The sequence below is a fragment of the Streptomyces sp. Qhu_M48 genome (assembly GCF_051305195.1).
In the GTDB taxonomy this organism is placed as follows: Bacteria; Actinomycetota; Actinomycetes; order Streptomycetales; family Streptomycetaceae; genus Streptomyces.
Genome location: NZ_CP195432.1, coordinates 7,752,525 through 7,779,255 on the forward strand (window position 1 = coordinate 7,752,525; position 26,731 = coordinate 7,779,255).

Annotated in this window: 27 protein-coding genes and 1 tRNA gene; 16 read left to right on the top strand and 12 right to left on the bottom strand. The window is 71.1% G+C overall.

What is annotated here, in order from left to right; genetic code table 11:
• Positions 1 to 329: 329 nt before the first annotated feature.
• Positions 330 to 908: a TetR/AcrR family transcriptional regulator gene (locus tag ACRRSS_RS34975; protein WP_435974975.1), complete on the bottom strand. Its 579-nt coding sequence runs from the start codon at positions 906 to 908 to the stop codon at positions 330 to 332.
• A 91-nt stretch (positions 909 to 999) separates the two neighbouring features.
• On the opposite strand from ACRRSS_RS34975, the gene ACRRSS_RS34980 reads away from it, so the two are divergent.
• Entirely contained in the window at positions 1,000 to 1,446 is a 447-nt protein-coding gene (locus ACRRSS_RS34980) for an anthrone oxygenase family protein (RefSeq protein ID WP_435974976.1), read from the top strand.
• Between the two features lie 60 nt (positions 1,447 to 1,506).
• Entirely contained in the window at positions 1,507 to 1,932 is a 426-nt protein-coding gene (locus tag ACRRSS_RS34985; RefSeq protein ID WP_435974977.1) for a DUF4267 domain-containing protein, read from the top strand.
• A 37-nt stretch (positions 1,933 to 1,969) separates the two neighbouring features.
• Here ACRRSS_RS34985 and ACRRSS_RS34990 read toward each other — a convergent pair whose 3' ends face one another.
• The 6 genes from ACRRSS_RS34990 to ACRRSS_RS35015 all read right to left on the bottom strand — a co-directional run bounded on the left by ACRRSS_RS34990 (position 1,970) and on the right by ACRRSS_RS35015 (position 6,312).
• Positions 1,970 to 2,494 (bottom strand): O-acetyl-ADP-ribose deacetylase, encoded by a 525-nt coding sequence (locus ACRRSS_RS34990; RefSeq protein ID WP_435974978.1) that lies wholly within the window; start codon positions 2,492 to 2,494, stop codon positions 1,970 to 1,972.
• A 112-nt stretch (positions 2,495 to 2,606) separates the two neighbouring features.
• Complete coding sequence (locus ACRRSS_RS34995; protein WP_435974979.1) at positions 2,607 to 2,828, bottom strand: antitoxin; 222 nt, start codon at positions 2,826 to 2,828, stop codon at positions 2,607 to 2,609.
• 253 nt (positions 2,829 to 3,081) lie between these two features.
• Positions 3,082 to 4,260, bottom strand: a complete 1,179-nt coding sequence (locus ACRRSS_RS35000; protein ID WP_435974980.1) for a tyrosine-type recombinase/integrase — start codon at positions 4,258 to 4,260, stop codon at positions 3,082 to 3,084.
• Positions 4,260 to 4,472 carry an excisionase family DNA-binding protein gene (locus ACRRSS_RS35005; protein ID WP_435974981.1) on the bottom strand — a complete coding sequence of 71 codons (213 nt, stop codon included), beginning with the start codon at positions 4,470 to 4,472 and terminating at the stop codon, positions 4,260 to 4,262. Before ACRRSS_RS35005 ends, ACRRSS_RS35000 begins: the two co-directional genes overlap by 1 nt.
• 2 nt (positions 4,473 to 4,474) lie before the next feature.
• On the bottom strand, positions 4,475 to 5,866 hold the full coding sequence (repSA, locus tag ACRRSS_RS35010; RefSeq protein WP_435975504.1) for a replication initiator protein RepSA: 1,392 nt from the start codon (positions 5,864 to 5,866) through the stop codon (positions 4,475 to 4,477).
• Positions 5,867 to 5,892: 26 nt separating this feature from the next.
• Positions 5,893 to 6,312, bottom strand: a complete 420-nt coding sequence (locus tag ACRRSS_RS35015; protein ID WP_435974982.1) for a hypothetical protein — start codon at positions 6,310 to 6,312, stop codon at positions 5,893 to 5,895.
• Positions 6,313 to 6,475: 163 nt separating this feature from the next.
• Here ACRRSS_RS35015 and ACRRSS_RS35020 point away from each other — a divergent pair, with 163 nt between their 5' ends.
• Both ACRRSS_RS35020 and ACRRSS_RS35025 read left to right on the top strand, forming a co-directional pair.
• Positions 6,476 to 7,249, top strand: a complete 774-nt coding sequence (locus ACRRSS_RS35020; protein ID WP_435974983.1) for a GntR family transcriptional regulator — start codon at positions 6,476 to 6,478, stop codon at positions 7,247 to 7,249.
• A gap of 11 nt (positions 7,250 to 7,260) precedes the next feature.
• Positions 7,261 to 7,773 carry a GNAT family N-acetyltransferase gene (locus tag ACRRSS_RS35025; RefSeq protein WP_435974984.1) on the top strand — a complete coding sequence of 171 codons (513 nt, stop codon included), beginning with the start codon at positions 7,261 to 7,263 and terminating at the stop codon, positions 7,771 to 7,773.
• An 815-nt stretch (positions 7,774 to 8,588) separates the two neighbouring features.
• Here ACRRSS_RS35025 and ACRRSS_RS35030 read toward each other — a convergent pair.
• Both ACRRSS_RS35030 and ACRRSS_RS35035 read right to left on the bottom strand, forming a co-directional pair.
• Positions 8,589 to 8,675, bottom strand: a tRNA-Ser gene (locus ACRRSS_RS35030).
• Between the two features lie 48 nt (positions 8,676 to 8,723).
• Complete coding sequence (locus ACRRSS_RS35035) at positions 8,724 to 10,205, bottom strand: S1C family serine protease (protein ID WP_435974985.1); 1,482 nt, start codon at positions 10,203 to 10,205, stop codon at positions 8,724 to 8,726.
• Between the two features lie 205 nt (positions 10,206 to 10,410).
• Here ACRRSS_RS35035 and ACRRSS_RS35040 point away from each other — a divergent pair, with 205 nt between their 5' ends.
• The 3 genes from ACRRSS_RS35040 (at position 10,411) to ACRRSS_RS35050 (ending at position 13,345) form a co-directional block, all read left to right on the top strand.
• A complete protein-coding gene (locus tag ACRRSS_RS35040; protein ID WP_435974986.1) occupies positions 10,411 to 11,232 on the top strand; it encodes a glycerophosphodiester phosphodiesterase in 822 nt (273 codons plus the stop codon).
• 135 nt (positions 11,233 to 11,367) lie between these two features.
• The gene (locus ACRRSS_RS35045; RefSeq protein ID WP_351894577.1) at positions 11,368 to 11,970 is read left to right on the top strand and encodes an ATP-binding protein; all 603 of its coding nucleotides are present in this window, start codon (positions 11,368 to 11,370) and stop codon (positions 11,968 to 11,970) included.
• A 397-nt stretch (positions 11,971 to 12,367) separates the two neighbouring features.
• Positions 12,368 to 13,345 carry a DUF5926 family protein gene (locus ACRRSS_RS35050; RefSeq protein ID WP_435974987.1) on the top strand — a complete coding sequence of 326 codons (978 nt, stop codon included), beginning with the start codon at positions 12,368 to 12,370 and terminating at the stop codon, positions 13,343 to 13,345.
• Between the two features lie 219 nt (positions 13,346 to 13,564).
• Here ACRRSS_RS35050 and ACRRSS_RS35055 read toward each other — a convergent pair whose 3' ends face one another.
• Positions 13,565 to 14,203 carry a hypothetical protein gene (locus tag ACRRSS_RS35055; RefSeq protein WP_435974988.1) on the bottom strand — a complete coding sequence of 213 codons (639 nt, stop codon included), beginning with the start codon at positions 14,201 to 14,203 and terminating at the stop codon, positions 13,565 to 13,567.
• A gap of 167 nt (positions 14,204 to 14,370) precedes the next feature.
• Positions 14,371 to 15,051 (bottom strand): bifunctional DNA primase/polymerase, encoded by a 681-nt coding sequence (locus tag ACRRSS_RS35060; protein ID WP_435974989.1) that lies wholly within the window; start codon positions 15,049 to 15,051, stop codon positions 14,371 to 14,373.
• A 624-nt stretch (positions 15,052 to 15,675) separates the two neighbouring features.
• Between ACRRSS_RS35060 and ACRRSS_RS35065 the strand changes: the two genes are divergently transcribed.
• Together ACRRSS_RS35065 and ACRRSS_RS35070 are read left to right on the top strand one after the other, a co-directional pair.
• A complete protein-coding gene (locus ACRRSS_RS35065; RefSeq protein ID WP_435974990.1) occupies positions 15,676 to 17,067 on the top strand; it encodes a PP2C family protein-serine/threonine phosphatase in 1,392 nt (463 codons plus the stop codon).
• A gap of 149 nt (positions 17,068 to 17,216) precedes the next feature.
• The gene (locus ACRRSS_RS35070) at positions 17,217 to 18,680 is read left to right on the top strand and encodes an aminopeptidase P family protein (protein WP_435974991.1); all 1,464 of its coding nucleotides are present in this window, start codon (positions 17,217 to 17,219) and stop codon (positions 18,678 to 18,680) included.
• A 79-nt stretch (positions 18,681 to 18,759) separates the two neighbouring features.
• Here the strand turns inward: ACRRSS_RS35070 and ACRRSS_RS35075 are convergent, their stop codons facing one another.
• Positions 18,760 to 19,218 carry an ATP-binding protein gene (locus ACRRSS_RS35075; protein ID WP_435974992.1) on the bottom strand — a complete coding sequence of 153 codons (459 nt, stop codon included), beginning with the start codon at positions 19,216 to 19,218 and terminating at the stop codon, positions 18,760 to 18,762.
• A gap of 204 nt (positions 19,219 to 19,422) precedes the next feature.
• Between ACRRSS_RS35075 and ACRRSS_RS35080 the strand changes: the two genes are divergently transcribed.
• The 7 genes from ACRRSS_RS35080 to pheA all read left to right on the top strand — a co-directional run bounded on the left by ACRRSS_RS35080 (position 19,423) and on the right by pheA (position 26,625).
• Positions 19,423 to 20,205: a hypothetical protein gene (locus ACRRSS_RS35080; protein ID WP_435974993.1), complete on the top strand. Its 783-nt coding sequence runs from the start codon at positions 19,423 to 19,425 to the stop codon at positions 20,203 to 20,205.
• Positions 20,206 to 20,332: 127 nt separating this feature from the next.
• On the top strand, positions 20,333 to 21,112 hold the full coding sequence (locus ACRRSS_RS35085) for a YcnI family copper-binding membrane protein (protein ID WP_435974994.1): 780 nt from the start codon (positions 20,333 to 20,335) through the stop codon (positions 21,110 to 21,112).
• Positions 21,113 to 21,160: 48 nt separating this feature from the next.
• Entirely contained in the window at positions 21,161 to 21,883 is a 723-nt protein-coding gene (locus tag ACRRSS_RS35090) for an SCO family protein (RefSeq protein ID WP_435974995.1), read from the top strand.
• Complete coding sequence (locus tag ACRRSS_RS35095) at positions 21,880 to 22,356, top strand: copper chaperone PCu(A)C (RefSeq protein ID WP_435974996.1); 477 nt, start codon at positions 21,880 to 21,882, stop codon at positions 22,354 to 22,356. The genes ACRRSS_RS35090 and ACRRSS_RS35095 overlap by 4 nt, the downstream gene beginning before the upstream one ends.
• A gap of 45 nt (positions 22,357 to 22,401) precedes the next feature.
• Positions 22,402 to 24,360 (top strand): copper resistance CopC/CopD family protein, encoded by a 1,959-nt coding sequence (locus ACRRSS_RS35100; protein ID WP_435974997.1) that lies wholly within the window; start codon positions 22,402 to 22,404, stop codon positions 24,358 to 24,360.
• A 3-nt stretch (positions 24,361 to 24,363) separates the two neighbouring features.
• A complete protein-coding gene (gene efeB / locus ACRRSS_RS35105; protein ID WP_435974998.1) occupies positions 24,364 to 25,629 on the top strand; it encodes an iron uptake transporter deferrochelatase/peroxidase subunit in 1,266 nt (421 codons plus the stop codon).
• A 60-nt stretch (positions 25,630 to 25,689) separates the two neighbouring features.
• The gene (gene pheA / locus ACRRSS_RS35110; protein WP_351894608.1) at positions 25,690 to 26,625 is read left to right on the top strand and encodes a prephenate dehydratase; all 936 of its coding nucleotides are present in this window, start codon (positions 25,690 to 25,692) and stop codon (positions 26,623 to 26,625) included.
• Positions 26,626 to 26,731 lie beyond the last annotated feature (106 nt).

Genomic DNA, 26,731 nt, shown 5'->3' on the forward strand with positions numbered 1-26,731 from the left:
CCGGTCAGTACGAGGAAAGGCCCAGCTCACACCGGCAGGCAGGGTTCAGGACAGGCACAGTCGGTGCGCCGCAAGGGAAGAAGCGTTCCGGCAGATTTTCCGCCAATCGCCCTCCCGGAAGAACGCCACGGCGAGTCCCCCACAAGGAACCAGAACGAACGCCTCCGAAGAGAAGACGAATTCGACAGACGGCACGCCCCTGCCGCACACTCCTGCCGCACACCCCGCCGCCCGCCGGCGCCGCGTACCCAGGCCGCGCACCCCCGCCGCCCGCCCGCGCCGCGCACCTAGGCCCCGCACCCAGGCCGCGCGCTCGTCAGAACGGCGTGTCAGACCACGGCGAGCCGGTCCACCAGCAGCCGCACCCGCGGCTCGGCGTCCTCGGGCAGCAGGCGGCCCGCCCGGGTCAGGGTCGCCAGGCCGTGCAGGGCCGCCCAGAACATCTCGGTGAACATCCCCGGGTGGACGCCGTCGCCGGCGACCTCGGCGAGGCACTCGAGCAGGGCTGCGAAAGCGTCCTTCAGCGGCTCGGGAGTGTCCTCCCGCGCGTACGCCAGGCCCCCGTCGAGCTGGAACAAGGCGTCGTAGACCGCCGGATTGCGCTCGGCGAAGTCGAGGTAGGCGCGGGCGAGGGCGGCGACCCGCTCGCGCGGGCCGTCCGCGGCGGAGGTCGCGGCACGCACCGCCGCCGCCAGTTCGGCGGCGCCCTCCAGGGCGACGGCGCCGATGATCTCGCGCTTGCCGCGGAAGTGGCTGTAGAGGACGGGCTGGCTGTATTCGATGCGCTCGGCGAGCCGGCGGGTGGTGACCGCGTCCCAACCCTGCTGCTCGGCGAGTTCGCGGGCCGTCGCCACGATGAGGCGCTCGCGCTCCGCCCGTTCGCGCTCTTTGCGTTCCTTTACCGACATAGGGAAATCCTAGCACCGCTAGACAACCGAGCGGCAGTAGTACTAGCTTTGCGACATCAGCTAGCAATGCTAGATCCCAGGAGGGGTCATCATGCTCAACGCGCTCGAGGTCGTCACCACCGTCGTCGTCGGCCTGATGGTGGGGGTGGAGTTCTCCGTCGCCTTCGTCATGAACCGGATCCTGGACGCGCTCCCCGAGGACAGCCGCCAGCTCGGCCACGCCCACGGCGGCCGGATGCTCGGCGCCCTGATGCCGTTCTGGTACATGGGCTCGCTCGTCCTCAGCGCGATCTGGGCCGTCGCCGGATGGCACCACCCCGGCGCCGGACTCGTCGTCACCGCCGCCGGACTGCTGATCCTCAGCGTGCTCATGTCGGTCCTGCTGCTCGTCCCGATCAACAACCGGAACAAGACCTGGACCCCCGAGAACCGGCCCGCCGACTGGAAGAAGCAGCTGCGCCGCTGGGAGCGCTACCACTACCTCCGCGTCGCCGTCATCATCGCCGCCTTCACCCTGCTGGTCGCGGCCCTCGCCTGACGCCACCACACCAAGCTCACAGCTGACGAAGACTCTTGAAGACTCTCGGGGAGCAGAACAATGTCGCTTAAGAAGATCAACACCTTCCTGGCCGCCACCTTCATCCTCTTCATCCTCTGGTTCGGGACGGAGTACATCCTGAGCCCGGAGACGACGGCGCCGGGCTACGGCCTGCCGAGCTGGCCGTCCGGCGACGGCGACGGCTTCCTGGTCGTCAAGGGAATCCGAGACGTCGTCCTGGCCCTGGTTCTGGGCATCCTGCTGGTGACGGGTCACCGCAGGGCGCTGGGCTGGGTCCTGCTGGTGGAAGCACTCGCCGCGTACGGCGACATGACCAACGTGCTGGCCCACCACGGCTCCGTGGCCACCGCGCTGGGCGTCCACGGCCTGACCGCGACCCTGATGGTGGTCAACGGGCTGCTGATCATGCGCGAGACCCGCGACGTCGCGGTCGCTCCGGAATCACCCGCCCCGCAGCCCGCCTAGCGCGGTACGGCCCGCACCCTGAGCCTCGGCAGCGGCCCTAGGGGCTGTCCCACTCCCCCACGGCCGCCTCGAAGGCGGCCCGTGCCCGCTCGTCGAAGAGCACGAACCGGACCTCCTCCACCTCGGTAGGGGTGGACCGCACGGTCCGCACGGCGATCCGGGCGCCGTCCTCCATCGGCCAGCCGTAGATCCCGGTGGAGATGGCGGGGAACGCGACCGTACGGTCCCCCAGCTCGTCGGCGACCCGCAGGGAGGCGCGGTAGCAGGAGGCCAGCGACTCCGAACGGTCCTCCTCCCGCGACCAGACGGGCCCGACCGTATGGATCACGTGCCGGGCCGCCAACCGTCCCGCCGTGGTCGCCACGGCCTGACCGGTCGCCAGCCCCTTGCCGTAGTGCGAGCGGCGCAGCTCCTGACAGGCCGCGAGGATCTCGGGCCCGCCCTTCCGGTGGATGGCCCCGTCGACTCCCCCGCCGCCCAGCAGCGAGGAGTTCGCGGCATTGACGATCGCGTCCGCAGCCTCGGCGGTGATGTCCCCCTGCACCAGCACGATCCGCACCACGTCAGCGCACCCTTCCTCCGGTCACACCCGCCCGACGGGGTCCATCGAACACCGAAGGGCGCCCCGGAGGTGAATCCGGGGCGCCCCTGACAGATCGGTTCGCGCCTCCGCGCTACTGCTGGGGCGGGGACGGGGGCGGGGGCGGCGGCGGGGAGTCGGGTCCCTGGCGCGTGCCTCCCATCTGCTGCCTGAGCTTCTCCTGGGCGGTGTCGACCTGACCGGCGTACTTGCCCTGCGTCTTGCCGTCGACGTAGTCACCGGCCTTGTCGACGCCCTTGGAGGCCTGGTCCTCGTGGCCCTTCAGCATCCCCTTGAGCTTGTCGAACACAGACATCTGGCCCTCCTAGCCGCTGTTCCAGCCCCTCCAGCATCACGGCACCACCCGAGGACCGCATCCCGAGGACCCCGTTCCGAGACTGCGGCCGCGCACGAAAAAGGGGCGCTCCGGTATCGGAGCACCCCTTCCGACCGGCACGCCGGCCGATCCACCTGCGGTGGGTGTGGGATTTGAACCCACGGTGACATCGCTGCCACGACGGTTTTCAAGACCTTTCGGCGATCAGCGCCGCCACACGTTGCGCCGCAGGTCAGACACGTGCAGGAACGCCAGCGGAGCCGTCGTCATCGTCGTCGTGCCCCCTACGTGCCCCATCGGCGTCCGCATGCCCTTCGAGCCAAGCATCAGATGCGGCAGCAACCTCAGCGTCTCGGCCGGCCACAGGTCGAGCGTAGTGCCGGGTGGTGACGCTCGCGTTGGAGTGCCCAAGCCGATGGGCGGCCGTCATCACGCCGTACCGATCGGCGACCCAGGTGCCGTGCGACGCACGAAGGTCGTGCGGAGTGACATCCGAGAGACCAGCCGCAGCGATCGCCGGGTCGAAGTGCGCCTTGCGCCACTGGTTGTAGCGCAGGGGTCGACCGAAGCTGTTCGTGAAGAGCAACGCGTCGTCACCGCCGGGCAGCGTGTCCAGGTAGGCGCCCAGCCTCTTCGCCAGCGACGGTGCCAGGGTCAGGACGCGCTTCTGATGCGACTTCGGGGTATCGAAGACCAGGGCGCCATTCGCCTCAGCCAGGTTCTCGTCCACCACCAGGAGACAGCCCGGCACGTCTACATCCATGCGCCTGAGGGCGAACGCCTCCCCGACTCGGAGGCCCGCGAAGGCAAGCAGCGCGATCAACAGATCGTGCGGCGCGCTGGCGCTCCGGACGATCCGCGACACCTCCACCTGCGTCAGGATGTGCGGCTCGGTCTGCGGCATCCGAGGAAGACGCACGCCACGACACGGAGTCTGTCCAATGAGTTCGTTGTCGACGGCCGAGGCCATGACCTGGGACAGGACTCGGTACGCCTGCCGGATGCGCGAGGCGCTGAGTCCAGCTCCCTTCATGTCTCCAATCCATTCGGTCACGGTGATCGGTCGAAGGCTGGAGAGTTCGCGGTCACCCAGAACCGGATTGATCCGCGACTCGATCAGCGATCGGTACGACGCCCGCGTCTTGTGCTTGAGCTGGGGAGCTACAGCAGCCAGCCAGCGAGCCGACCAGTCGCGCACGGTGGTCGCGCCGTCTGCAGGATCGATCCACCGCCCTTCCTCGATCTCCACTCGCTTTTTTGCGAGCCAAAGGTCCGCGTCGGTCGTTGTTGCGAAGGTTCGGTCAGCCGGACGCAGGACACCGTCAGGCCCCGGGTAACGAGCCTGAAAGCGGCCCGAGGGCAGCTTGCGCACGCGCCCGAAGCTCCGGCGAGACTTCCGCTTGCGAGCCATCAGGCAGCCCTCCTCAGCCTTGCCACCGGCCGGATGATGATCGGCTCGATCGTGTTGTCCGCGACGAAGGACGCGACCGCACTCTCGGGGATGCGGACATGCCGGCCGACCTTCACGAAGGTGATCCGACGCTCCTCAATGAGGCGGCGCGGGAACCGCGCGGTGGTGCCGAGTAGCTCGGCCACTTCGTCAACGCTCAGCAGTCGATCCATGGTCACCACTCCCCCGTGTCGGTGGCTTCGAGTTCGGTACGGATCTCGCGGTTGAGTTCGCGGTCGCGCTGGATGTCGCGGGCGATGCTTGCGGCGAGCCAGGACTCTCCCGGGGTGTGGCCGTGTCCGGCGTAGGTCCAGTGGGCGATCACGAGGGTGGAGCCCTCCGGGTCGTCGTTCTGGTCGGGCAGTCCCCGTTCCCGTCGCTCCTGGGTTGCGCGATAGTCAGCGCGGGTCTGGCGCAGGGCACCGAGAGTGGTGGAGTAGGCGCGGGACTTGGTCGAGAAGTGGCCCCGGAAGCCGAGCATGTGGGACCAGCGGGCCAGCATCCGGCCGGGGTAGTCAGGGTCGAGGGTCCAGCAGGCTTCGATCAGGCGCCGGGTGTGCTCAGGGACGTCGAGCTTGGCCAGCTCCGCCGGTTCGCCGATGCGCCGGTCGACCGTGCCGGTGGTCTCGGCGGCCTTGGTGGCGTACTTGGCGACGTAGGAGGCGACGGCCTGTTCGGTCAGCTCCTCCTCGCCCAGGGCGCCGATCGGCTGGACGTCAACCTGCGTGCCCCACGTCAGCGTCCGCTCGGGATGAGTGCCGGCGGCCGGGACGGTGACGGCGACCCGGGCGGCAGCCGCGCGGATCGCGTCGTCCAGGAGGGAGACCGAGGCCCAGGCAGGCGGGGCGGTGTCCGGTCCGGTGGGGCCGTCGAGGCGGACCACGGCGTGGAAGTGGATCGCGCCGCGTTTCTGGAACTCGGCGACCTTCCCGAAGGAGACCCGGCACGCCTCCTTCAGCGCGGCCTGCGTGATCCCGACGCGGGCAGCGATCTCGCGGCGCAGGTAGATCGTGAAGCGCTGCCAGAGATGCCCGGCGTGGTTGTTCCACAGCACCGCGCCCGCGTAGTTGTACCGGGCCGGGTCCAGGGCCGTGCCGACGGCGGGATCGTGTTCGGCATGGGCGGCGCCGCAACGGCAGCGGCCGGAGGTGGGGCGGTTGTGGACCGGACCGAAGGACGGGGCGGTCAGGGTGGCGAAGACCCGGGGGTGGTCCCGGACGGCGGCGGGGACGTTCTTCCGCTCATCGCCCGTGATCCCAGCCCGGATCAGGTGGTAGGTGTCCCCCGCGTACGTCCAGGCGCACGACGGGCAGCGGGAAGCCCGGCGGTTGCCGCAGGCAACCCGTAACCGGCCCCCCGGCTCATCGGCCGTCGAGTACGAGTACAGGACATCGCCGGTCCGGCGGTCGCGAGTGACGGTGGTGCCGGACAGGTGGATCGGGTCTGAGCAGCCACCCGTACGCCGGACCTGTTCCCGCCAGCGGTCGAAGCCGGGAGTGTTGGCCACCCGCAGGAGGTCGGCCAGGGCGAGGGGGTCGGTGCCCAGGGAGGCCGCGACACCGGCCACGGCCTCCGGGGCGACGGGGAAGACCGTCACGCGGCCACCGCCACACCCACGGGGGAGGTCTCGACCATCCTGCGGCGGGAGCGCTCGATGGCGGCGTCGCTGGTTCCGTAGAGGAAGGTGACCATGGCCGCCTCGTGTTGCGCCACGTGGAACCGCTTCTGGTCCGGGAACCGGGCGAAGTGGGCGGCGTCCTGGCCCGGCGTGTTCTGCTCCTCCACCCACAGCTCCAGGTAGCCGCCGGTGTACGCGGTCACCCGGTGCAGCTCCTCCAGCCCCAGCCGGGCCACACCCTGAAGGATCCAGGCACACAGCTTCTCTCCGTCACCCTTGCGGAAGCGGAACGAGGAGGGCATGTCCGACGCGTAGAGCGCGGTGGCGCGCTCACCATTGTTCAGGTCCGTGATCGAGAGGTCACCAGACTGCGGAAGCGTGAGCAATGCGGGCATGATGGAAGCTCCCTCGTTTGGGAGCCGGGGCGGTGGTTGCTTGGCGGTAGGCACCGTCCCGGCGCGATTAACTGGCTTGAGCCAGTTACTGGCTTAAGCCAGTTGAGCATGACCCCGAACCGGCGTCAAGGCACTGGCTTAAGCCAGTTGCTATGCTGGCTTCATGACAACGCCCGGAGCCGCCCCGCAGCCGCCTGCGAGCAGGCGCATCGCGGAAGACCTACGCACGGCGATCGAATCCGGGCGGCTGTCACCCGGCGACAAGCTCCCCTCTGAGCGCGCGCTGGCCGAGCAGTACGGCGCTGCACGGAACACGGCGCGCGAGGCCATCCGGCTCCTTGCCGAGCAGGGTCTTGTGACGGCCCGGCACGGGCGCGGAGTCTTCGTGCGTGAACCTCAGCGACTCTTCCGATTCGGCAGTGACCGCTACGCCCGCAAGAACCGCGAGACAGGGCTGACCCCATTCCGCCTGGAGGCGAAGAGACAGGGCAAGGTGGCCCGGATCGACGTCGTCAGCATCGAGCGGGAGGTTCCCCCCACCGATATCGCCGAGCGGCTCAACGTGCCGGCGGATGAGGCGAGTGTCGTTCACCGCGAGAACCACTACTTCGCCGACGACGAGCCCGTTCAGATCGTCTCAACGTTCCTGCGGTGGGACGAGGCTCAGGACACCTTGCTCATGCAGCCCAAGACCGGCAAGGACGGAATTTACGGGCGACTCGAAGAGCTGGGGCACGTCATGACACGCGCCCGCGATGAGATCAGCACCCGGATGCCATCACCCGAGGAAGCCGCGGTGCTCGACCTTCTGCCCGGAGTTCCGGTTCTTGAAGTTCTGCACACCAGCCTGGACCAAGAAGGCACGCCGTTCGAGGTGTCTCGGTACGTCCACCGGGGAGACCAGACCGGACTGCTATACGAAATGCCCGTCGAGTAGAGGAGCCCAACGTGGAGAGCGCCATCGTTCGTCCCTTTGAAGCATCTGACTTGGCAGGCGCAGCAGCCGCATTGATTGCGGTGCATGCGTCGGACGGCTATCCCGTCGAGGGGGTAGCCGACCCGGAAGGATGGATCCAGTCAGCGAGCGTGCTAGCTGCATGGGTTGGCGAAATGCGCGGCGAGATCGTCGGCCACGTCTCGGTAATGAGGCCGCAGGGTGTAGACGCGGCAACCATGTGGATGGAGCAGAGCGGGGACGACGAGGAGCACGTGGCAGTACTTGCTCGGCTGTTCGTGGTCCAAGACGCTCGGAAGCATGCCTTGGGCGAACGTCTGATGCGAGCGGCAACGGCATGGGCCCAAGAGCACGGCATCCGGCTCGTGCTGGACGTCATGACCAAGGACGCTTCCGCCATCCGCCTTTACCAGCGGCTCGGATGGGTCAAGATCGGCGAAGCCACGCATTCGTTCGGCGATGACCAGCGCATAGACGCTGTTTGCTTCGCGGCTCCTGACGCGTAAGCCGATAGGGGGCTGTTACAGGTTTCTCTACCTCATCAAGGCACCCGCCGCGCACGGCGCGGCGCGCGCGGCCCGTCGCCCGGGCCTGCGCTCCTGTCTGCGCCCCGCTCCAGCCCGGCCGCCGTCCGCACGCCTGACAGCTTGGGTTGATGGGCAGCCACAGCGGGCCTTCAAGCACGGCAACCGTCACATGGCATGCGTAGCCACGAGCATTGCCGACTGCGGCCATGAGAGGCGTCCAAAAGACGGCTAGCGGCGAGGGAGGGGTGGCCTCTTGCGCATGGCCGGCCGTCTGCCGGGCCTGAGTAGGGCGGGGCGCCGTACCCCCGCCGTCACGGATGACGGGAGCGTGAGGCGACCGCACCACCGGGAAGGGGCGGGCGGGGAGCAGCTGCTGCCGCGAAGTGGTGCGGGCCGGTGTGGTCGCTCCGCGTCGGTACCGGTCTCGTCGTGGCTGATGAGCGTGTCGTCAGGCCGCCCAAAGCCGCTCCACAGGTCTCTTGTACGGTGCCTGCCAAGGGGGTCGCTATGCATGATCAGGGCTGGGACGACGACAGCGAATACAGGTCGGCTGTGAGACGCACGAGGATCACGATGGCAATCGCGTTGATCGTGACCCTGTTGGTGGCCGGGCTAGTAGCTGTCGCCATCTTCGGCATATCGCTGTTCTTGGACCTCGCTGAGCATCTCAGTCGGTAGCCGTGCCCCTCTCGTGCCCCATAGAACGGGGAATCACGGAGAGCACCGGGCAGCCACGGTGCACGGACATGCGAAAGGCCCCCGACCGATCTACCTGGTCAGGGGCCGTTCAACTGCGGTGGGTGTGGGATTTGAACCCACGGTGACATCGCTGCCACGACGGTTTTCAAGACCGTTCCCTTAGGCCGCTCGGGCAACCCACCCCGCGCCGCCGGTGTGTCCACGGGCGACGCGGGGGACAGCCTAGCCGGTCAGCTGTCGCCGGTGCGTTCGCCGAGGGTGACCGTGGCCGTGGAGGTCTTGCCGTCGCGCTCGTAGGTGATCTTGACGGAGTCGCCGGGCTTGTGGGTCCAGATCTCGCTGATCAGCGTCGGGCCGCTGTCGATCTGACGGTCGCCGAAGCCCGTGATCACGTCGCCGGCCTTCAGGCCGGCCTTCGCCGCCGGGCCGTTGGGGGTCACCGAGGGGGTGCCGCCCGAGCCCTGGGTGGCGATCGTGGCGCCGTCGCCCTTCTCGTTCATGTTCACCGTCGCGCCGATCACCGGATAGACCGGCTTGCCCGTCTTGATCAGCTGCTGGGCGACGTTCTTCGCCTGGTTCACCGGGATCGCGAAGCCCAGGCCGATCGAGCCCGCCTGGGACTGGCCGAAGCCGCTTCCCGTGGACTGGATCGCCGAGTTGACGCCGATCACCGCGCCGCTCGCGTCCAGCAGCGGGCCGCCGGAGTTGCCCGGGTTGATCGACGCGTCCGTCTGCAGCGCGCTCATGTACGAGTTGCTGCCGCCGGAGCCGTCACCCGAGGCGACCGGACGGTTCTTGGCGCTGATGATGCCGGTGGTGACCGTGTTCGACAGGCCGAAGGGCGCGCCGATCGCGATCGTCGAGTCGCCGACCGCCACCTTGTCGGAGTTGCCGAGCGGCAGCGGCTTCAGCCCCTTCGGCGCGTTCGTGAGCTTCAGTACGGCCACGTCGTAGCCCTCGGCCCGGCCGACGACCTCCGCGTCGTACGACTTGCCGTCCGGGAAGGTCACCGAGAGCGTGCCGCCCTCCGCCGCCGACGCCACCACGTGGTTGTTGGTGACGATGTGGCCTTCCTGGTCGTACACGAAGCCCGTGCCCGTACCGCCCTCGCCCTCGCCCTGCGCATCGCCCGACTTCGCCTGGATGGTGACCACGCTGGGCAGCGCCTGGGCCGCGACCGCGGCGACCGTCCCGGGGTCGCGCTTGAAGGCCGCCGGGGCCTCGCCGGAGGAGACCGTCGTCGAGCCGACGCCGTCGTCGCCGCGCTCCGCCGCCCAGTAGCCGATGCCACCGCCGATTCCGCCCGCGACCAGCGCGGCCGCCAGGACCGCCGCGACGAGACCGCCGGTCCGCCTCCGCGGCGCCGCGGGGGCGGGCGGCACGGGGGCACCCCAGGTCGGCACCGCCGGAGGGGGCGGGGGCCAGCCACCGGCCGAGGCCGCCGAGGCCGCCGCGACCGGCTCCGGACCATGGGCGGGTGCCGGGGCCGGGGCGTGAGCGGAGGCGTGGGTGGGTGCCTGGGGCTGTGCCTGTGCCTGTGCCTGGGCGGCCGTGGGGGCGTCGGTGGGGGCCGGCGGCAGGGGCTGGGTGTGCGCCGTCGGCGGAGCCGCCGCCGGCACGGCGGACGGAGGGGTGGGGGAGGGGGGCGTGGGAGGGGCGGACGGGGCAGCCGGGTCCGCCGGAACCTCAGTGCCCTCGTTCTCGGTGCTCACAGCTCGCTCTCCTCGTTGACTGCGCGGGGTGGTGGAGGTCCTACTTGGTCACCTGCTGGCTCCAAGGGTGCTGCACCAGCTTTTCCCACCGGGCGTCAGGCCACTGTAAGGCGGAGCTGTGCGTTCGCACCCACACCTTTATATACGGACAGAACGGACAGCTTCCGGTGTGCCCGGCCGACGCCGCCAATGGCACCATGACGCCGTGACTCACGCACGGCAGCACCCGAACCGCGTCCCCCTCCAGGTCGTCGCCCACCGTGGAGCCTCCGAGGACGCACCGGAACACACCCTGGCCGCCTATGTGAAGGCCATCGAGGACGGCGCCGACGCCCTGGAGTGCGACGTCCGGCTCACCGCCGACGGCCATCTCGTCTGCGTCCACGACCGCCGCGTCGACCGCACCTCGAACGGCCGCGGCGCCGTGTCCGCCCTCGAACTCGCCGATCTCGCCGCGCTCGACTTCGGCACCTGGAAGGGCCGCGAAGAGTCCGGCGAGAGCCCGGACCGGCGCGACCCCGGGTCCACCTCGGTCCTCACCCTGGAGCGCCTCCTGGAGCTGGTCTCCGACTCCGGGCGCCGGGTCGAGCTGGCGATCGAGACCAAGCACCCGACGCGCTGGGCGGGCCAGGTCGAGGAGCGGCTCCTCCAGCTCCTCAAGCGTTTCGGCCTGGACGCGCCCGCGTCCCCCGCCGACTCCCCCGTACGCGTCATGAGCTTCTCGGCCCGCTCACTGCAGCGGATCGCCCTGGCCTCGCCGACGCTGCCCACCGTCTCGCTCGCCCAGTTCGTCTCGCCGCGGCTGCGCGACGGACGGCTTCCCGCGGGCGCGCGCATCGCCGGTCCCTCGATCCGGATCGTCCGCCACCACCCCGCCGTGATCCTCCGGCTCCAGAAGGCCGGGCACCAGGTGCACGTCTGGACGGTCGACGAGGCCGAGGACGTCGAGCTCTGCGAGCGTCTCGGCGTGGACGCGATCATCACCAACCGCCCCAAGCAGGTGCTCACCCAGCTGGGCCGCGACTGAACCCCTTCCCTCCCTCAGCCGCCCTCAGCCGTCCAGTTCTCGCCCCTCCAGCCTCCCCTTTCCCTTACGCCACAAGGATCCACAGGGCCTGCGGGGTGTGCACCGGCGCGTTCCGCGCGTACGCGATCGTCACGAGTGCCTCATCGAACCCGGATTGGCCGGTTTCCGGTCCAGGCCATTGGGGCATCCACACGGTGGCGTGGGGCAAAGGAGGTCTCGGGGGTGGCGTTGGTGGTGGCACAAGAGGTGCCCACGTCGTCGAGCATGGCCGTACCCCATGGCCCTGCGGGCGTGGGTGAGGCGAGACACCGGATGCGGGACGAGCTGTACCGCAGCGGGGTGTCCGATTCGGTCGTCGACGACGCGGTGCTGATCCTTTCCGAACTGCTCAGCAATGCCTGCCGTTACGGCAGGCCGCTGGGGCGGGCGGACAGGGGCGACGGGGATGTACGGGCGGCCTGGCGGGTGGACCCGGCGGGCGGCCTCAGGGTCGAGGTGACGGACGGCGGTGGCCCGACACGGCCCGTGCCGGCGACGCCCTCGGTCACCGCACGGGGCGGCCGCGGGCTGAACATCATCAGCGCGCTGGCCCAGGACTGGGGCGTACGGGACAGCGCGACGGGTGAGGTCACGGTCTGGGTGGTGGTCACCGAGGGACACCGGCGCGAGGACTTCGCGGCCCGCGTCGGCGGCGGCTCACGCTTCGACATCCTGGACGCGTACGACGATCTGGAGTGACGCGCGTAGGGGCTCCTGGCCGGGACGCCGCGCGCCCTCGGCCGGGACCCCGACCCGGGCGCCTCGGCCGGACCCCGAACCCACGCCCGGGCCGGGGCGCCGAGCCGCCCGGGTCGGGCGCCGAACGATCTCGGTCCCCTGTATGTACGGCCAACCCGGCCCTCGCGTACGACGAGCCCGATCCCCGCGTCCGGCGAACCCGGCGACCCCGCGTCCGGCGAACCCGGCGACCCCGCGTCCGGCGAACCCGGCGACCCGCGGACGGCGAACCCGCCGGCCCCGGTCGTCGCGGCCCCCTCGGAGGCGGCGGCCCGCCTGAGGGGTGCCGGTGCCCGGTGCGGCTAGGCTCGCGCCCGGAAACAAGCACCACACGCCGCGATCGGGAGAAAGCCACACCATGGCCAAGAAGCGCCCCCAGACGAAGGCCGGCAAGACCGGCCAGGCCCAGGTCACGAGCGGGGAGATCCCGGTCGTCGGCGCCCGCGAGCCGTGTCCGTGCGGTTCGGGCCGCCGCTACAAGGCGTGTCACGGCCGGGCCGCCGCGCACGCCGTGACGGAGCTCGTCCAGCGCCCCTTCGAGGGCCTGCCCGGCGAGTGCGACTGGGTCGCCCTGCGCGAGCTGGTGCCCGCGGCCACCGTGCCGCTCACCCTGAAGGGCGGACTGCCGGAGGGCGTGCCGTCCGTGACGCTCGCGACCGTGCTGCCGATGGCGTGGCCGGCGCTTCGCCGTGACGACGGCTCCGTCCTGCTCGCCCTGCAGAACGACTCCACCTCCGGCGACCTCGCCCGCGACCTCGCCGACACCCTCCAGCGCGCCCTGGAGACGGAGCCGGGCAGCCCGGTCCCCGCGCGCCGCGTGCCGGCCGAGGGCCCGCGCCTCCAGGAGCTGCTCGACGCGGACGCCGTGTTCGCCCCGGAGGTCCACTCCGGCTTCGAGTTCTGGATCCCGCAGTCCGCCGACGGCGCCGACCCCGAGGTCGCCGCCTCGCTGGAGCGGGCCAACGCGGCCGCGATCCCGACGGTGAAGCTGACGAGCGTCGACTCCTCGTACTGGTGCGAGACCCCGGACAAGAACCACCTGCGCTGGGTCATGCCGTACCCGGAGGAGAAGCTCCTCGACGCGCTCGCCCGCCTCCAGGCGGCCGGGGCGACCTCGCTCGGCGCCGACACCCGGCTCGTCGGTTCGTTCCGCGCCCACGGCCTGATGGTGCCGGTCTGGGACCTGCCGACGTCGATGACGGCCGAGGAGTGCGAGAAGCCGGCCGCCGAGTTCGCCGAGCGGCTGACCGAGGCGCTCGCCTCGGACGCCCCGCTCACGGCGGAGGAGCGGCGTGCGCGCGGCGGCCTCACGAACCGTCAGGTGACTCTCAGCTGATACCCCAGGTGGTATCGGTGACTGACAGACCGACCAGTCGGTGACTTCCACCACAACCCGGTCTTCGGACAGGTAAATCCCTGTCCGAATAACCGAGATCGAATTTGCGAACAGCAGATCTCTTGTTACCGTTCTGGAAGCCCGGTCGCTGGTGCATCCCCCGTCGCCAGCGACCGGGCCTTTCCATGTCCGCTTCCGGCAGGTCCGTGGCGTCGACGCTCAACTTCCCTCACTGTCCGCCGTGTTGCTGCCCGCCCGCAGCAGCAGCGGGGTGTTGTCCCCCTCGCCGGCTCCCGCGAATTCCGCCACCGCCGTATACGCCCTGGCCACGCCGCGACCACGTTCCCCGGGCGTTTCACAGGCTCCCGGTTCATCCTGCGCCGTGACCGCGCAGCGGACTTGTACGGTCCGCCCGCCGGGGGCCATGAGGGTCAGAAACGCGTCGAGTTCCTGGCCACTGGCGTTCCGGTAGTACGTGCGCGCCCAGACGTCGGGCCCCTCGGCCAGGACACAGGTCTGCGCCTCCACACCCTCGGGGGAGGCGAGTTCCGGCCCACAGTGGGTGACGCGTTCGGGCGAGACCGGAGCAGGAGGGACCTGATCGGGCGAGGAGGGACCGGGTGAGGCCGCCGGGGCGTCGGGACCCCCGGCCCGGCTGGCGGGGGAGGGGGACGCCGTCGTACGGGGTGCCGGACGGAGCCCGCCCAGCAGGTCCCCGGACTTCGCGTCGCCCGCGCCCCGCACACCGGGCGGCCGTACGGGCTCCCCCGTGGGCCCGGCCGTCGCGACGAGGGGCAGCAGGACGGCTACCGTGACGGCGGCCCCGAGCCCGACCACGCGGAGGTTCACCGGACCCATGCGCCCCACCTGTTCCTGCTCGGCTGGAGATCTCGAACGGTGGGGTGAACATAGCGGCGGCCGACGGGCCCCCGGCCGGCCGCACGCCCGTTTCCCGTGGAAGTCGGGTCAGGACACACCCGTTCGGGTGAACGCCCGAGCCGCCGAGCCGCCCGCCGTTCCGAAGGTCAGAACGCGAGCCGGCTCCCGCCGCCCGGTGTGCTCGTGCTCGCCTCCACCAGGGCGTCGACCACCGCCTCCACGTCCGGCAGCCACGGCCGGGACGAGCCGGCGAGGGGCGCCCGTTCCCATCGCACCTGTCCGGTCCCGGCGACCGAGGGCGGCAGGAGCAGATAGCCGCCCTCCCCATGGAAGCGCAGCGAACTCGGCACGCTGTCCTTCGCGTACAGCAGCTCGCCGAGCCGTTCGAGGCCGTACGGGGCGACGAGGATCGACCAGCGCGTCGGGGTCGCGACCACCGGGCCGAGCCGCATGCCCATCGTGTCGAGCGCGGCGAGCGCCCGCGCGCCCGCCACCGCGGGCAGGCTGACCGCGCAGGGCGCGCCGCCGCCCGTGGCGAGGACCACCGGCGCGTCCGGGCGCCGGGTCCACCACGAGCGGATCATCCGCTCGTCCGTGGTGGCCGCGAGCAGTCCGGGGTCGTAGGGGTGGGCGCCGGGCACCACGCACTCGGGGTCGGGGCAGGAGCAGACGGCTCCCGCGGTCGTGCGGGTCGTCGCTCTCAGGCCCGCTCCCGGCAGGACGGGCCAGTCCCACTCGACGGCGAAGGTGACCGCCGCGTCGAGCCGGGCGGTCCTCGCCTTGCGCCGGAACCGGAGCCTGCGTCGCCTTCCGAGGATCTCGCGCATGAGCGCTCGTTCCTTTCCGTTGAACGCCGAATCCACATCACACTATGTGCAGGACGTTTCACTGTGCGTATCAGCGCGTACCGGGTCGGCGGGATGGAGGCCCCTGGAGGAGCGGGGCCTGCCGGGCCGGGACCAGGTGGAACCACGTGGAACCAGATGGAGCGAACTCAGTACCAGGTGGAGCCGGGTCAGAACGAGGTGGAGCCGGGTCGGAACCAGGGCGGATCAGAACACGTTCCCCGCCACTCGGTGACGGGCTGCGGCCTGCGGCAGGGAAGACGCCGGGGTTGCGCATCACGTTCCGGGGCAGCTCCAACTGCCCCTGTCTGTCACCGATTACGTACCCAGCACGCTCGGAATGACGCGCTGTGAAACGACGCCAGTCGACCGCAAAAGGTGCACACCGGGGACAATTTTCGGCCAACTTCCCGCTGAGTTCAACCCTCGCGCACGACCTCACGGACACCACAAGTCCCGTGGGGACAATGCTGGACATCGTTCCTCTTGTGCGTGTACATGTGGATGCATCGAGCGGCTCAGAATGACATGGGGGTTTGCGATGCTATGGCGTCAAACGCACCGGTCGGAAAGCCGACTGACATGAGTGCGCCGCACATGCCGAAAGTGGCTGGAATCGATTCCACGGTTCCCGGGTCCCCGCACACTACGTCGCCGCTCCCCGGGGTCCCCGCGGCGGCTCCGCCCTCGGATCCGGTCCCCGCGCCGGGCGCGCTGATCCAGGACCGCCTCGCCGCCTGGGTCTCCGACCTAACCACTCTCCACGAACTCACCGAGCGCCTCATCAGGACCGACTCGCTCGACGAGGCCCTCCGTGAGGTGCTCGGCGCGGGCGCCGCCCTCGTCGGGGCCCGCCGCGGCATGGCCGTCCTCGAACCCGCCGACGGCCTCGGCCCCGCCGCCACCATCGGCCTCGGCCTCGCCCACTCGGACCTCGGCACCATCGAGACCGTTCCGCGCGGCACCAGCAGTTACGGCCGCCTCCTCGACGGCCTCCCCGATCCGGGCCACCCCGAACGGGTCCCCGATCCGATCGCCATCCGTGACGTACGCACCGAGGAAGGCCTCGACCCGCGCCACCGCGAGGTCGCCGCCCGCCTCGGCTACGCCGCCAGCTACGCCCTCCCCCTCGCCACCGAGGAGGCCGGCCGGCTCGGCGCGGCCGTCTGGCTCTACGACGAGCCGGCCGATCCCACCGGCCGCCAGCGTCACCTCATCGGGCTCTACGGCCGCTTCGCCACCGAGCACCTCGCCCGTCTCCTCCAGGTCGAGCGCGCCCGCGTCCAGGTCGCCACCATCGCCGAGGAGCTGCTCCCCAGCCGCCTCCCCCGCGTCCCCGGCGTCCAGCTCGCCGCCCGCCACCGCACCGGCCCCCGGGGCGGCGGCGACTGGTACGACGCGCTGCCGCTGCCCGAGGGCGCCCTCGGGCTCGCCGTCGGCTCCGTCTCCGGGACCGGCCCCAGCGCGCTCGCGGCCATGGGCCGGCTGCGCGCCTCCCTCCGGGCGTACGCGGTGATGGAGGGCGAGGACCCCGTCGCCGTCCTGTCCGACCTGGAACTCCTGCTCCGGCTCACCGAACCGGCCCGCTCGGCGACCGCGCTCTTCGCGTACGCCGAACCCGCGCGGCGACGGATCGTGTTGGCCGGGGCGGGGCACGCCCCGCCGCTGGTCATCGGCGAGCGGCGCACCGAGTTCGTCGAGACTTCGCTCTCGGCCCCGCTCGGGATGCTCTCCTGCTGGGAGGCGCCGAGCGTGGAGCTGTCCCCGGCACCTGGAGAAACGGTGCTTCTCTACACGGACGGGCTGCTGCGCCGTACCGGTGACGCCATGGACCGCGCCTTCGCACGGCTCCACGCGGCGGCGTCGAGCGTGCCGAAGGCCGACCGGGGCGACCCGGGCGCGGTCGCCGACCACGTCCTGCGGACCCTGCTGCCGGAGGGCGTGGACCCCACCGTGGACGGGGATGACGTGGTCCTGCTCGCCGCCCGCTTCGACTGAGCGGCGTCGAAGCGCATCGATCAGGGGTTCCGGTGAGCCCCGATAGGCGGAGTGTGACATTCCGGTAATGGGTCTTCCGGCCCTGGGCCCCCTTCCGTACGACCGTACGATGGTGGGGGTTCAGAGTCGTACCAAGAGGAGGCAGACCCGTGGCCGAGGAGCTCACGCCGGAGACCCCGGAAGAGACCGAAGAGCAGGCGATCAAGCAGCGGAAGAACGGCCTGTACCCGGGCGTCTCCGACGAGCTGGCCGAGAACATGAAGTCCGGCTGGGCCGACACCGAGCTGCGCGGTCTCGAGCCCATCACCCAGGCCGACAAGACCGCCGCCCGCCGCGCCGCGCTCTCCGCCCGCTTCCCGGGCGAGCGCCTGGTGATCCCGGCCGGCAACCTGAAGACCCGGTCGAACGACACCGAGTACGCCTTCCGCGCGTCCACCGAGTACGCGTACCTCACCGGTGATCAGACGCAGGACGGCGTCCTCGTCCTGGAACCCCTCGCGGCCGGCGGCCACGAGGCCACCCTGTACCTGCTGCCGCGCTCCGACCGTGAGAACGGCGAGTTCTGGCTCGACGGCCAGGGCGAGCTCTGGGTCGGCCGTCGCCACTCCCTCACCGAGGCCGAGCAGCTCCTCGGCATCCCCGCCAAGGACGTCCGCGAGCTGACCGCGGCGCTGCGCGAGGCCACCGGCCCCGTCCGCGCCGTCCGCGGCCACGACGTCGGCATCGAGGCCGCCCTGACCGACAAGGTCACCGCCGAGCGCGACGAGGAACTCCGCGTCCACCTCTCCGAGGCCCGCCTCATCAAGGACTCCTTCGAGATCGCCGAGCTGGAGAAGGCCTGCGCCTCCACCGCCCGCGGCTTCGAGGACGTCGTCAAGGTCCTCGACAAGGCCGAGGCCACCAGCGAGCGCTACATCGAAGGAACCTTCTTCCTGCGCGCCCGCGTCGAGGGCAACGACATCGGCTACGGCTCCATCTGCGCCGCCGGCCCCCACGCCACCACCCTGCACTGGGTGCGCAACGACGGCGACGTCCGCTCCGGCGACCTGCTGCTGCTCGACGCCGGCGTGGAGACCACCGAGCTCTACACCGCGGACATCACCCGCACCCTGCCGATCAACGGCCGGTACACCGAGCTCCAGCGCAAGATCTACGACGCCGTGTACGAGGCGCAGGAGGCCGGCATCGCCGCGGTGAAGCCCGGCGCCGCCTACCGCGACTTCCACGACGCCGCCCAGCGCGTCCTCGCCGAGAAGCTCGTCGAGTGGGGCCTGGTCGAGGGGCCGGTCGAGCGCGTCCTGGAGCTGGGCCTCCAGCGCCGCTGGACCCTGCACGGCACCGGTCACATGCTCGGCATGGACGTCCACGACTGCGCCGCCGCGCGCACCGAGGCGTACGTCGACACGACCCTCGCGCCGGGCATGTGCCTGACCGTCGAGCCGGGTCTGTACTTCCAGGCCGACGACCTGACGGTGCCGGAGGAGTACCGCGGCATCGGCGTCCGGATCGAGGACGACATCCTCGTCACCGAGGACGGCAACCGGAACCTCTCGGACGCGCTGCCGCGCCGTTCCGACGAGGTCGAGGCGTGGATGGCCGCGCTGAAGGGCTGACCTGCGCGTAACTTGGAACCGAAGGGCCCTCGTCGACCGACCGGCGGGGGCCCTTCCCCTTCCCCGCGCGCCGCGTCCCTCAGGCCATGAGCAGGGAAGGGCTGTCCTTCCACTTCAGGATCTTGTCGAAGCTGACCACGGCGCCGCCCCGGCCCGATCTGTTGCCGAACTGCACGTGGTCGGCGAGCTCCTCGATCAGCCGCAGCCCACGGCCGTGCTCGGCGTCCGACGGAGCCGGAGCCGCGGGGACCTCCACTCCGGGGAATCCCGGACCCGAGTCCGCCACCTCGATACGGCAGGTCTCGCCGTCCAGGTACGCCGTCACCCGGTACGCGCCGGCCGTCGCACCCGGTCCCGGCGGGGCGCCCGCGCCACCGTGCTCGACCGCGTTCGCACAGGCCTCCGTGAGCGCGACCGACAGCTCGTAGGACACGTCGGGATCGACACCCGCCGTCTCCATCGTGCCCATCAGAAGCCTTCGGGCGAGCGGCACGCTCGCCGCCTCGCGCCGCAGATGGAGTGACCACCAGATGCTCATGCTCCGGCCTCCCGGCAGCGGCTCGACATACCGTTACCTATTGCCGCACGGAACCCTTCGTAAGCGCCCGGAGGCGTCAAGAGCGCTCGTTCGGCGGATACACCGGGCCCGCGCGCCGGTGTATGTCACCCCGAAGGCCCCCAAGAACGACCTTCTGGACCTGCCTCCTGCCGGTGGGACGCGTGGTGCGATGATGGGCCCGCCATGACTGCCCCCGCGCTCGCTCCACGGCTGCTGAGGGCCGCGGTGTTCACCGCGGTCTGCGTCGTGCTGTCCGCGCTCGGACACGCGCTCGCCGCCTGCGCGGGCGTCGCCCCGTGGACCCTCCTCGCCGGATTCCTCGGAGTCTTCGGCGTCGCCGTCCTCTTCACCGGACGGGAACGCTCCCTCGGCTTCGTCGTCGGCGCCCTCGCCGGCGGGCAGCTCGGCCTGCACGTCCTGTTCGGACTCGGCCAGCGCCACCTCGGCCTGAGCACCCAGGCCGACGACGCCCTCGTACGGATGGCGGCCCGGCTGGTCTGCGGAGCGGGGACCGCGTCCCTCAGCTCCGCCGACGCCACCAGGATCGTCCGCGACGCCGGGCTCGACCCGGCCGGCGCCCACGCCCACCTGGAGCACGCGGCCGCCGCGGCCAACGAGCCCGCCGGTGGACTGCTCCCCGGTCTGCCCATGCTCCTCGGCCACCTGCTCGCCGCCCTCGCCACGGGCTGGCTGCTGCGCCGCGGCGACCGCGCGCTGCGCCGTCTCGTCGAGCTCTCCGAACAGGGCGCGACGGAACTCGCCGAGTGCGCCCTCGTCCGCTCGCTGCGGGCCGCGCTCCGTCTCGTACGGGCGCTGCTCACCGGCCTCTCGGCGGCTCTGGGCACGGGACCGCGGCGGGTGGCCCGTACGGCATTCGACTCCTCTCCACCGCCGGTGGCCGAGGCACTCGAGGACATGGTGATCAGGCGCGGCCCACCGGCCGCCGACTGCGTTCTCGCAGCCTGACGCGGTCCGCTCACAGGGAGCGGGGCCGCGCCCGTCCGCACGCCGGTCCAGGGCACGATCACGTGATCCCCGGGCCCTCGGCGCGCCGGACTCCCTCGCCCTCCTTCGAGCTGGAGTGTCTTCCGCCATGACCGTTTCCCGTGTCTCCTCCCGTCTCTCCGCCACCCGTGTCGCCCTCGCCGGCGGCATCGCCCTCTCCTCCGTCGTGCTGCTCTCCGGCACGGCCTTCGCGCACGTGAGCGTGCAGCCGCAGGGCGAGGCAGCCAAGGGCGGCTACGCGACCGTCAACATCAAGGTCCCGAACGAGCGCGACAACGCCTCCACCGTGAAGGTCGAGGTCAACTTCCCGCTCGACCACCCGCTGGCCTCCGTCATGCCCCAGCCCGTCCCGGGCTGGAAGGCCGAGGTCACCAAGAGCAAGCTCAGCAAGCCGCTGGAGCTGCACGGAAAGAAGATCAACGAGGCCGTCTCCAAGGTGACCTGGACCGCCGACGGTTCGAAGATCGGGCCCGGCCAGTTCCAGCAGTTCCCGCTCTCCCTCGGCCAGCTGCCCGAGGACGCCGACCAGCTGGTCCTCAAGGCGATCCAGACGTACGACAACAAGGAGGTCGTGCGCTGGATCGAGGAGCCGAAGGAGGGTGCGGAGGAGCCGCAGAACCCCGCCCCCGTCCTGAAGCTCTCCGCCGCCTCCGCCGACCACCACGGCGGCGCCGCCACCCCGTCCGCCTCCGCCTCCGCCGCGGCGGACGACAAGGCCGGTCACGACGACACGGCGGCCTCCCACCAGGAGACGGCCGCCGCGGACTCCTCCGACACCACCGCGCGGATCCTCGGCGTCATCGGCATCCTCGTCGGCGTCGCCGGTGTCGCCTTCGGTGTCCTCGCCGGCCGCCGCCGCTCGGCCTGACGGCCGCAGCTCCTCCAGAGAACCCGGATACAAGCGGAAAGAACCAGCATGTCCGCAGAGAAGAACCCCACGCCGCAGGCCGAGGACGGCTCGACCCGTCCCGGCCGGCGCACCCCGCTGATCGTCGCCGCGGTCGCGATCGTCGCCGCGCTCGGCATCACCGCGGCCGTCGGCCTCGGCGGCGGCGACGACAAGGGCTCCGGCTCCGTCGCCGTGGTCTCCGGTGGCGACGACACCACCGGGGCCGCGACCGTCCTCGACCGGCCGTTCACCAAGCCGGCGCTCGTCCTCACCGACACCAAGGGTGAGAAGTACGACCTGCGGGAGCGGACCAAGGGCAAGCCGACGCTCATCTACTTCGGCTACACGCACTGCCCCGACGTCTGCCCCATGACGATGAGCAACATCGCCATCGCCAAGAAGCAGCTCTCCAAGGCCGACCAGGACAAGCTCCAGGTCGTCTTCGTCACCACCGACCCCGAGCGGGACACCCCCGCCGAGCTCGCCAAGTGGCTGCCCGCCGCCGGCGACGCCTCCTTCACCGGTCTCACCGGCGACTTCTCCGCCATCCAGGCCGGAGCCCGCCAGATCGGCATCGGCATCGACCCGCCGAAGAAGCAGAAGGACGGCACGGTCGTCTCCATGCACGGAGCACAGGTGATCGCCTTCTCGCCCACGACCGACCAGGGCTACGTCCTGTACGGCGAGGACGCGTCCATCGACGACTACGCCAAGGATCTGCCGAAGCTCGTCAAGGGGGAGAACCCGTGAACCGCCGCACCACCACCCTGTCCGCCGCCGTGGCGCTCGCCGCCGCACTCGCGCTGACCGGGTGCTCGTCCTCGTCCGACGGCTCCGCCGGATCCACCGACGGCAAGCCGAGGCTGGAGGTCAGCGGCGCGTACATGCCCCAGCCCGTGATGGACATGGCCGGCGGCTTCCTCACGATCAAGAACGCCGGCGGCACCGCGGACAAGCTCACCTCGGTGACCAGCCCGGTCTCCGACGACGTCACGATCCACGAGACGAAGAACCAGAAGATGCAGAAGGTGGACTCCTTCGACATCCCCGCGAACGGCACCCTCTCCCTGGAACGCGGTGGCAACCACATCATGTTCATGGAACTGAAGAAGACGCTCAAGCAGGGCGAGAAGGTCAGCATCGAGCTCCACTTCGAGAAGTCCGACCCCATCAAGGTCGACCTTCCCGTCGAGGCCCCCAACCACAACCCGCGGCAGCACTGAGCGCGTTGACGGAGTTCTCACAGAACTGACGGAGTGAACCGGAAGATGACAACCACCGCCCCGCGCCTCGGTACCGCCCTGGCCCGGCTGCTGATCCTCGCGGCCGCGCTCCTCGGCACACTGCTCGCCGGCGCCGCCCCCGCCTCCGCGCACGCGGCGCTGACCGAGAGCGATCCGAAGGCCGGGGCGGTGGTCGCCACCGCTCCCCAGGAGGTCAACCTCACCTTCTCCGAGCAGGTCGCCATGAGCGCCGACTCGATCCGGGTCCTCGACCCGGCGGGCCGACGCGCCGACACCGGCGAGATACGCGACCTGTGCAGCGGCTCGATCGTCCGCTACGGGGTCGAACTCCGCGCCGGACTGCCCGACGGCACCTACACCGTGGCCTGGCAGACCGTCTCGGCCGACAGCCACCCCATCTCCGGCGCCTTCACCTTCTCCATCGGCGCCCCTTCCACGACCGCCGTCGCCCTGCCCGACCGGACGGCGGGCGGCGGAGTCGTCGGCACCCTCTACGGCATCGCGCGCTACGTCTCGTACGCCGGTTTCGCCGTCCTCGTCGGCGGCGGCGCCTTCGTGCTGGCCTGCTGGCCGCGCGGTGCGAGCGTCCGCCCGGTCCAGCAGACCGTGGTCAGGGGCTGGCTCGCCCTCACCGGCGCCACCCTCGTCATGCTGCTCCTGCGCAATCCGTACACGGGCTCCGGCGAACTCTCCGACGCCTTCGACCTGGCGGGTCTGAAGGCCGTCCTGGAGACGAAGACCGGGGCCGCGCTCACCTCGCGGCTGCTGCTGCTCGGCGCGGCCGCGCTCTTCGTGGCCGTCCTCTTCGGCGCCTACGCGCGGCGCACCGATCCGAAGGAGAAGAAGGACCTCGCCTTCGGACTCGGCATCGGCGGCACCGTCGTCGCCGCCGGCATCGCCGGCACCTGGGCCCTGGCCGAGCACGCCTCGACCGGCATCCAGCCCGGTATCGCCATGCCCGTCGACATCCTGCACCTGCTGGCCGTCGCCGCCTGGCTCGGCGGTCTCACGGTGCTGCTCGTCTCCCTCTACCGGGCTCCGTCCGTCGAACGCTCGGCTGTCGAGCGCTTCTCCAAGGTGGCCTTCGGCTCCGTGGCCGTCCTCGCGGCCACCGGGATCTACCAGTCCTGGCGTCAGGTGGGCTCCTGGTCGGCACTGACGGACACCCGCTACGGGCAGCTGCTCCTCGTCAAGATCGGCCTGATGTGCGTCCTCATCGGCATCGCCTGGATCTCGCGCCGCTGGACCCAGCGCCTCGCCGACCCGACGCCGACCGGCGAGAGCGCGAAGGCCCGCGAGAGCGAAGAGGCCGGTGAGAACGCGAAGGCCGGTGAGAGCGAAGAGGCCGGTGAGAACCCGAAGGCCGGAGAGAGCGAAGAGGCCGGAGGTAGCGACTCCGCCGACCCCGAGCGGGCCGCTCAACTCGCCCGGCAGCGGGCCGCCGTCGCCACCGCGCGGCGGAAGCGGGAGCGGGACGCCGACCCGGAGCGGGCCGGTCTGCGCCGCTCGGTGCTGACCGAGGCCGCCGTCGCCGTCGTGCTCCTCGCCGTGACCACCGTCCTCACCTCGACCGAGCCCGGCCGCACCGAGGAGGAGGCCGGCAAGGGCACCACCGCCGCCGGCCCGGCCGCCGTGCCCGACCGGCCCGTCGACATCCGGCTGCCCTTCGACACCGGCGGTGTCGACGGCAAGGGCGTCGTCCGGCTCAGCCTGGACCCCGGCCGCACCGGCGCCAACGGGCTCCACCTCTACGTCGATCGCCCCAACGGCAAGCCGCTGGACGTCCCCGAGATCAAGGTCGCCCTCACTCTGGAGTCGAAGGACATCGGACCGCTGCCGGTGGCCCCCGACCGGATCCAGACGGGCCACTGGAGCGCCAGCGGCGTCCAGATCCCGATGCCCGGCGAGTGGCGGATCCAGGTGACCGTCCGTACCTCCGACATCGACCAGACCACCATCGAGAAGAACGTGAAGATCGGCTGACCCGTGACCGAGAACGACAGACTTGAGATCTCCCGGCGGCGCCTGCTCGGCACCGTCGGAGCGGCGGGCGCGGCCGGGCTCGTGATCGGCGCGGCCGGAGGCGTCGGGGTCTCCGGGGCCGTGTCGGGTGACGACACCACCGCCGGAGCCGGCGGCGCTCCCGCACTGACCACCGTCGGCGCGACCGAGGTGATGTTTCACGGGAAACATCAGGCCGGTATCACCACTCCCCTCCAGTCCCGCGGTCATCTGGTCGCCTTCGACCTCGCGCCGGGCTCCGGCCGCAAGGAGGCGATCGCGCTGCTGCGCCGCTGGTCGGTGACGGCGGGGACGCTGATGTCGGGCAGGACCCCGACCGGGGACACCGGTGTCGCGCTCGACGCGGGCCCCTCCTCCCTGACGGTCACCTTCGGCTTCGGCCGTACGTTCTTCGACCGCACCGGACTCGTCGCGCGCCGTCCCGCCGGGCTCGACCCGCTGCCCGCGTTCTCGGCCGACGCCCTGGACCCCCGGCGTTCCGAGGGCGATCTGTGGGTGCAGATCGGCGCGGACGACGCCCTCGTCGCCTTCCACGCGCTGCGCGCGCTCCAGAAGGACGCGGGCGACGCGGCCCGGGTGCGCTGGCAGATGAACGGCTTCAACCGCTCGGCCGGTGCCACGGCGAAGCCGATGACCGCCCGCAACCTCATGGGCCAGATCGACGGCACGGGCAACCCGAAGGTCACCGACCCCGACTTCGACCGGCGGATCTTCGTCCCCGCCGGGGCCACCGGCGCGGAGGAGTGGATGGCGGGTGGTTCCTACGCGGTGGTGCGCCGGATCCGGATGCTGCTCGACGACTGGGAGAAGCTGCCGCTGGACCGGCAGGAGAAGGTGATCGGGCGCCGGAAGTCCGACGGGGCCCCGCTCACCGGCGGTACGGAGACCACGGAGCTCGACCTGAACAAGCGCGGACCGGACGGACGGACCGTGATCCCTGACAACGCCCACTCCCGGATCTCCGCCCCCGAACAGAACGGCGGGGCGGCGATGCTGCGCCGGCCGTTCTCCTTCCACGACGGCATCGGTCCGGACGGGACGCCGGACGCCGGTCTGCTCTTCGTCTGCTGGCAGGCGGACCCCCTCCGGAGCTTCGTCACCGTGCAGCGCAAGCTCGACCGGGGCGACGCGCTGTCCGCGTTCATCCGGCACGAGGCGAGTGGCCTCTTCGCGGTGCCGGGCGGTCCCGCCGAGGGCGAGTACGTGGGGCAGCGGCTCCTGGAGTCGTGATTCCCCGGGCGATCCTCCGCACGGGCGGCCCTGGGCTCCGGAGCCCATTAGGGTGACGGTATGTCCGCCACCCGGTACACGTATCTCGGCCCCGAGGGCACCTTCACGGAGGCCGCGCTGCGTACGCTGCCCGAGGCCGCGACGAGGGAACTCGTCCCCATGGTCTCGGTCCCGGCCGCGCTCGACGCCGTGCGGAACGGGGAGGCCGCCGCCGCGCTCGTGCCGATCGAGAACTCGGTCGAGGGCGGGGTGACGGCGACCCTCGACGAGCTGGCCTCCGGCGAACCGCTGATGATCTACCGCGAGGTGCTGCTTCCGATCGCCTTCGCGCTGCTCGTGCGGCCGGGGACCAGGCTGTCGGAGATCAAGACGGTGACGGGCCACCCGGTGGCCCAGCCGCAGGTACGGAACTGGCTGCGGGCGAACCTGCCCGAGGCGGTGTGGGAGTCGGCCGCGTCCAACGCGGACGGGGCCCGGCTGGTCCAGGAGGGCCGCTTCGACGCCGCCTTCGCCGGGGAGTTCGCGGCGACGACGTACGGTCTCGAAGCGCTGGTCACCGAGATCCACGACGCGGAGAACGCCGAGACCCGGTTCGTCCTGGTGGGCAGGCCGGCCAGGCCGGCGGCCCCGACCGGCGCGGACAAGACCTCGGTGGTGCTGTGGCTGGGTGACGATCATCCGGGTGCCCTCCTCGAACTGCTCCAGGAATTCGCGGTGCGCGGGGTGAACCTGATGCTGATCCAGTCCCGGCCCACGGGGGCGGGGATCGGGAACTACTGCTTCGCCGTGGACGCCGAGGGCCATATCTCGGACCGGCGGGTGGGCGAGGCGCTGATGGGGTTGAAGCGGATCTGCCCCAAGGTGCGCTTCCTCGGCTCGTACCCGAGGGCGGGCGTCGCGGTCGAGGACGTGGCGGCGCTGCGGCGCGGCACCTCGGACGGGGAGTTCATGGCGGCCTCCGACTGGCTGGCGAGAGCCCAGGACGGTCGGGCCTGACCCGATGGTGACCGAACGCTCCCGGCGACGGGAGCGTTCGTCCACAGGCCCGAACCGCTAGTCCTACCTGCATATTTTTCAGTTACCCACAGCGGTTATCCACAGG